Origin of the sequence: Mycobacterium sp. E136 (genome assembly GCF_001666865.1) — a bacterium.
Taxonomy (GTDB): Bacteria; Actinomycetota; Actinomycetes; order Mycobacteriales; family Mycobacteriaceae; genus Mycobacterium.
On sequence record NZ_LZJE01000032.1, the window covers coordinates 1 to 5597 of the forward strand.

At 70.4% G+C, this 5597-nt stretch carries 7 protein-coding genes; 5 read left to right on the forward strand and 2 right to left on the reverse strand.

What is annotated here, in order from left to right; all coding sequences use genetic code 11:
* The 5 genes from A5698_RS02385 to ribD form a co-directional block, all read left to right on the forward strand.
* The coding region (locus tag A5698_RS02385) for a LemA family protein (RefSeq protein WP_197506604.1) at nt 1-293 on the forward strand (293 nt) is incomplete at its 5' end.
* A 41-nt stretch (nt 294-334) separates the two neighbouring features.
* A complete protein-coding gene (gene fmt / locus A5698_RS02390; protein ID WP_068292828.1) occupies nt 335-1264 on the forward strand; it encodes a methionyl-tRNA formyltransferase in 930 nt (309 codons plus the stop codon).
* Nucleotides 1261-2634, forward strand: a complete 1374-nt coding sequence (locus A5698_RS02395) for an RsmB/NOP family class I SAM-dependent RNA methyltransferase (RefSeq protein WP_068292831.1) — start codon at nt 1261-1263, stop codon at nt 2632-2634. Before fmt ends, A5698_RS02395 begins: the two co-directional genes overlap by 4 nt.
* A 4-nt stretch (nt 2635-2638) precedes the next feature.
* Nucleotides 2639-3316 (forward strand): ribulose-phosphate 3-epimerase, encoded by a 678-nt coding sequence (rpe, locus tag A5698_RS02400; protein WP_068292834.1) that lies wholly within the window; start codon nt 2639-2641, stop codon nt 3314-3316.
* A complete protein-coding gene (gene ribD / locus A5698_RS02405; RefSeq protein ID WP_068292837.1) occupies nt 3313-4314 on the forward strand; it encodes a bifunctional diaminohydroxyphosphoribosylaminopyrimidine deaminase/5-amino-6-(5-phosphoribosylamino)uracil reductase RibD in 1002 nt (333 codons plus the stop codon). Before rpe ends, ribD begins: the two co-directional genes overlap by 4 nt.
* Here ribD and A5698_RS02410 read toward each other — a convergent pair.
* Together A5698_RS02410 and A5698_RS02415 are read right to left on the reverse strand one after the other, a co-directional pair.
* Nucleotides 4301-5341 (reverse strand): ABC transporter ATP-binding protein, encoded by a 1041-nt coding sequence (locus A5698_RS02410; RefSeq protein ID WP_068292840.1) that lies wholly within the window; start codon nt 5339-5341, stop codon nt 4301-4303. The genes ribD and A5698_RS02410 overlap by 14 nt on opposite strands.
* A gap of 3 nt (nt 5342-5344) precedes the next feature.
* The coding region (locus A5698_RS02415) for an FtsX-like permease family protein (RefSeq protein WP_353651801.1) at nt 5345-5597 on the reverse strand (253 nt) is incomplete at its 5' end.

Here is a 5597-nt window from a genome sequence, read left to right on the forward strand (position 1 = left end):
CCGCCACCACCGGCAAGTCGGTGGCGCAGCGCAGCGCGGCCGAGAAGGAACTCGACACCGCGCTGGCGCCGCTGTTGGCGCTCGGCCAGCAGTACCCACAGCTCAACTCGTCGAACAACTTCCTGAACCTGCAGGAGAACTTGACGGACAGCGAGAACAAGCTGGCATTCGCGCGGCAGTACTACAACGACGCGGTCGCGACCCTGAACCGGTCGCTCACCACGATCCCGTGGATGTTCGTCGCCCCGCTGACCGGTGTGTCCGAGCGCGAGTACTACCAGACCCCGCGCTGAGCGCTCCGATGCGGCGCGAGCATCGTCTCTAGACTGACCCGGTGCGCATCGTCTTCGCCGGCACCCCGGAACCCGCCCTGCCGCCGCTGCGCCGACTCATCGAATCGCCACGTCACGACGTCATCGCGGTGCTGACCCGCCCCGACGCGGCGGCGGGCCGGCGCGGTAAGCCGGCACCGTCCCCGGTCGCGCGGCTGGCGCTCGAGCACGACATCCCGGTGCTGCGGCCGTCGAAGCCGAACTCCGACGAGTTCGTCGCCGAACTGACCGAGCTGGCACCGGAATGCTGCGCGGTGGTCGCCTACGGCGCGCTGCTGCGCGAGCCACTCCTCGCGGTGCCCGAGCGCGGCTGGGTGAACCTGCATTTCTCCGTGTTGCCCGCCTGGCGTGGGGCGGCCCCGGTGCAGGCCGCGATCGCCGCGGGCGACACCGTGACCGGTGCGACGACGTTCCTCATCGAACCCGCCCTCGACTCCGGTCCCGTCTACGGCGTCGTCACCGAGACCATCCGGCCGACCGACACCGCAGGTGATCTGCTTGAGCGACTGTCGATCTCGGGCGCCGAGCTGTTGAGCCACACGCTCGACGGCATCGCCGACGGCACCCTGACAGCGGTGCCGCAACCCTCGGAGGGGGTGACCATCGCCCCGAAGATCACCGTCGACGAGGCCAGGGTGCGATGGGATCTACCCGCGCACGTCGTCGAGCGACGGATCCGGGCGGTCACACCGAATCCCGGCGCCTGGACGATGATCGGCGACCTGAGGGTCAAACTCGGCCCAGTCACCGTCGAGGAAGAGGCAGAACCCCTGCAGCCCGGCGCGATCCGCGCCGCCCGCGACAGGGTGCGCATCGGTACCGCATCGGCCCCCGTGCGTCTCGGTCTCATCCAGCCACCCGGCAAGAAGCCGATGAACGCTGCCGACTGGGCCCGCGGCGCCCGGCTCGACGACACGGTGCGAGCCGAATGACCCGGCCGCGCAACCGTCGACCGCAACGACGCAAGCCGCTTGACCCGGCGCGCCGCGCCGCGTTCGACGTGCTGCGCGCGGTCTCGGAGAAGGACGCCTACGCCAATCTCGCGCTGCCGCCGATCCTGCGCGATCGCGGCATCAGCGGCCGCGACGCGGCCTTCGCCACCGAACTCGCCTACGGCGCCTGCCGGACCAGGGGCCTGCTGGATGCGGTCATCGCCGCCGCCGCGGGCCGTCCGACCGACAAGATCGATCCCGTCCTGCTCGACCTACTGCGGCTCGGCGCCTACCAACTGCTGCGTACGCGTGTCGAACAACATGCCGCGGTGTCCACCACCGTCGAGCAGGCCGGCATCGAATTCGACACGGCCCGTGCGGGTTTCGTCAACGGTGTGCTGCGCACGATCGCGTCCCGCGACGAACAGGCCTGGATCGCGGAACTGGCACCGGACGCGGCTTCCGATCCGGTCGGGCATGCGGCGTTCGTGCACGCACACCCGCGGTGGATCGCTCAGGCCTTCGCCGATGCGCTCGGCGCCGACGCCGGTCAGCTCGATGCGCTGCTCGCCAGCGACGACGCCCGGCCCGCGGTCCACCTCGCCGCCCGTCCCGGGGCGTTGACCGCCGCGGAGTTGGCGGCGCAGGTCGACGGCAGCGTCGGCCGGTATTCGCCGTACGCGGTGTACCTCACCGGAGGCGACCCGGGCCGGCTGCAGGCCGTGCGCGACGGCGCCGCGGTGGTGCAGGACGAGGGCAGCCAACTCGTCGCGCGGGCACTGACCCTGGCCGAGGTCGACGGCGCCGACGGAGGACGATGGCTGGACCTGTGTTCCGGCCCCGGCGGGAAGACCGCGCTGCTGGCCGCACTCGCGCCGGACGGCGCCCGGGTCACCGCGGTCGAACCCGCACCCGCGCGCGCCGACCTCGTCGAGCAGAACACCCGTGGCCTGCCGGTCGACGTGCTGCGCGTCGACGGCCGCGACCCGGGCATCGAGCCGGGTTTCGACCGCGTCCTGGTGGACGCGCCGTGCACCGGCCTCGGAGCGCTGCGGCGCAGGCCGGAGGCGCGCTGGCGACGCAAGCCGAACGATGTGCCGCCGCTGGCCAAACTGCAACGCGAACTCCTCGCCTCGGCGATCCGGCTGACGCGGCCGGGCGGCGTGGTGCTCTACGCCACCTGTTCGCCGCATCTCGCCGAGACGGTCGGCGTGGTCTCGGACGCGCTGCGCCGGAACCCCGTGACGGCCGTGGACACCCGGCCGCTCTTCGCGCCCGTCGACGGTCTCGGCGACGGACCGCACGTTCAATTGTGGCCCCATCGCCACGGCACCGATGCGATGTTCGCCGCCGCGCTCAAAGTAGGGTAGGCCCATGGCTGGACCCCTGATCGCGCCGTCGATCCTGGCTGCCGACTTCGCCAGACTCGCCGAGGAGGCCGAGGCGGTGCGGGGTGCGGACTGGCTGCACGTCGACGTGATGGACAACCACTTCGTCCCGAACCTGACGATCGGTCAGCCGGTTGTCGAGTCGCTGCTGAAGGTGACCGACATCCCGATGGACTGCCACCTGATGATCGAGAACCCCGACCGGTGGGCGCCGCCGTATGCCGAGGCGGGCGCGTACAACGTGACCTTTCACGCCGAGGCCACCGACAACCCGATCGGTGTCGCCCGCGACATCCGGGCGGCGGGGGCCAAGGCAGGCCTCTCGGTCAAGCCCGGCACCCCGCTGGAGCCGTACCTGGAGATCCTGCCGGAGTTCGACACGCTGCTGATCATGTCGGTTGAGCCGGGCTTCGGCGGCCAGAAGTTCATTCCGGAGGTGCTGGTCAAGGTCGGCACCGCCCGGCGACTCGTGGACGCGGGCGAGTTGACTATCGTGGTCGAGATCGACGGCGGCATCAACGCCGACACCATCGAGCAGGCGGCCGAGGCGGGCGTGGACTGCTTCGTCGCGGGATCGGCCGTCTACAGCGCGGAGGATCCGGCCGCGGCGGTGGAGTCGTTGCGCAGGCAGGCCGCCGCGGCGTCCAAGCATCTGCGGGTATGAACCTCGAAGCCGCGATGCGGCTGGCGATGCAACAGGCCGAGAAGGTCAAGGGCACGACCTACCCCAATCCACCAGTCGGAGCGGTGATCCTGGACCGCGACGGCGAGGTGGCCGGCGTGGGCGCGACCGAACCCCCCGGAGGTCCGCACGCCGAGGTGCTCGCGATGCGCAGGGCGGGCGAGCGTGCCGCGGGCGGCACCGCCGTCGTCACGCTCGAACCGTGCAACCATCACGGCAGGACGCCGCCGTGCGTGGACGCGCTTGTCGCCGCGGGTGTTTCGGCGGTCGCCTACGCGGTCGCCGACCCGAACCCCATCGCCGCGGGAGGTGCCGCGCGCCTCGCCGAGTCCGGAGTCGCCGTGACCGCCGGAGTGCTCGCCGACGCGGTGGCCGGCGGCCCACTGCGCGAGTGGCTGCACAAACAGCGCACCGGATCTCCGCATGTGACATGGAAATTCGCGACGAGCGTGGACGGCCGCAGCGCGGCCGCCGACGGCAGCAGCCAGTGGATCACCAGCGAGGCCGCCCGCGCGGACGTGCATCGCAGGCGCGCGGTTGCCGACGCGATCGTGGTGGGCACCGGGACCGTGTTCGTCGACGATCCCGCGCTGACGGCCCGCCTCCCCGACGGCACGCTGGCCGAGCGTCAGCCGTTGCGCGTCGTCGTCGGTGAGCGTGAGATATCGCAGGAGGCACGGGTTCTCAACGACGACTCGCGCACGATGGTGATCCGCACTCATGACCCCCACGAGGTGATCAAGGCCCTGTCGGATCGGACCGATGTGCTGCTCGAGGGCGGCCCGACGCTGGCGGGGGCTTTCCTGCGCGCCGGTGTGATCGACCGGATCCTCGCCTACGTCGCGCCCATCCTGCTCGGCGGTCCGATCACCGCGGTGGACGACGTGGGTGTGTTGAGCATCGCCCACGCGCAGCGATGGCGCTTCGACGGGATCGAGCCGATCGGTCCCGACGTTCTGCTGAGCCTCATTCCTGCGTAGATTCGTCTGATTCGCCGCTCAGCGGGCCTCCGTCTGATTCGCCGCTCAGCGGGCGGTGCTCGATCAGGTCGCGAATTCCCGCCATCCCCAGGCGTTCTCGGAACGCCTGCACGGTGTGGCCCACGACGGTCGCATCGGTGCGGGCGCGAGCGGTGGCCGACCGGGGCAGGTGGAACAGCGGCCCGATCTCCCCGAAGTAGTCGCCCTTGCCGGCGGATTTCAGCAATTCCTCGCCTCCGCCGGGCAGTTCGCGCACGATCTCGATCTCGCCGTCGTCCACGGTGTAGATCAGGTCACCCATCGTGCCCTGTTCGAAGAGCACCTGACCGGCCTCCAACTCCACCGTCTCCGGCGGACGGTCGGCGGAGGCGAAGTTGGGCACCATCTCGACCACCCGATCCGCCAGCGGCAGGATCCGGCTGTCGTGTGTCGCGACGACGACCATCCTGGTGCCCGAGGCAAGCTCGCGAATCAGCTTCAGCACCTCTTCGACCTGGATGAAATCCAGATGCGCCGTGGGCTCGTCGGCCAGAATCAGCGGTGGATCGAGTGCGATCGCCCGGGCCACCGCCACGCGCTGCTGCTGCCCGCCGCTGAGGTCACCTGGCCGGTGGTCGAGACGGTCCTGCAGACCTACCCGCCCCAGCAGCTGTTCGGCCCGCTTCCGGGAGGCCCGGCGCGACATGCCGTTTGCGCGCAGCGGCACCATCACGTTCTCGACGGCGGTGAGGCTGGGGACCAAATTGAACGCCTGGAACACGAATCCCACCGTCTCGCGGCGGTATTTCGCGAGCTCGTTTTCGCCGAGCGAGGTCACCTCGACGTCGCCGAATTTTATGGCGCCGGAGGTGGGTTGCAGAATCCCGCCGAGGCATGACAACAGCGTGGTCTTCCCGCATCCGCTTGGGCCCATCAGGATCACCAGTGAGCCTGCCGCGACGTCGAGATTCAAGCCGTCGATCGGGCGCACGGCGTGCCCGCCGCTGGTGTACTCGACGACAAGGTTCTGGATCGACAGATCGCCCATCGGTCAGGGTCCTCCGAAAGCCAGTGCGGGATCGACGGATACCGCGCGGCGCAGTCCAGCCGCGCTGGCGATGAGGCCGATCACCACCGCGACCACCGGCAGCGCGACGAAGGCCTGTGTGGGGATGATCACCTGCATCGGGAACAGTGGTCCGAGCAATAACGAGAGCCCGGCCCCGACCAGCGCGGCCAGCAGCGCCACGATCACCGCCTGCAGGGCGAGCCCGGCCATCACCGAACGAGTCGGCACCCCAATC